This is a genomic window from Candidatus Symbiopectobacterium sp. NZEC135, from assembly GCF_025962695.1.
The window spans coordinates 1-505 of sequence record NZ_JAGFPF010001574.1; the positions used below are offsets into that span (position 1 = coordinate 1).

Below are 505 nucleotides of genomic sequence, written 5' to 3' on the forward strand. Positions count from 1 at the left end.
CGTTAACTCAGCAAGATTGGCTTATATCCGCAGAAGCAATACCAACTACGCCATTCTGGCTAGCGGGTTAAACACAGTAGCTGATTCAAACGGGTTCTATAAAACAGCAAGCCCGGTTGTGAAGCTGTTTGCAGATGGCACCAGCGAACTCACCAGCGAAGCCGAGGGCATCACCACCGAGCGCCTGAGTGAAGGGGTGTACCGCATTTCCGGCTGTCTGGGCCTGAATGCCGATCGCGCCTGGGGTGGTGATGACGGCGGTATCGATGTGCCGATGTGTCGCAACAAGCTGCCGCGCCTGTGGGTGGACTATGGCGGCGATGAGGGCAGTGAGAAGATAAACCCGGATGGCTCGATAGTTATCCGCACCTATCATCGGCCACACCCAGACGCCCCTGCTTTTGCGCGCAACGAAATTGAAGGCTACGCCAACGGCGATCCGATCGATATTCCGCACGACACCTTTATCTCGGTACGGGTACAAATGCCAGACGTTGAGGTGCAG

Annotated in this window: 1 pseudogene; it reads left to right on the forward strand. The window is 56.0% G+C overall.

The features are described 5' to 3' along the window. Positions 1-118: 118 nt before the first annotated feature. Positions 119-505: pseudogene (locus J5224_RS35445) on the forward strand (phage tail protein); the annotation flags it as partial.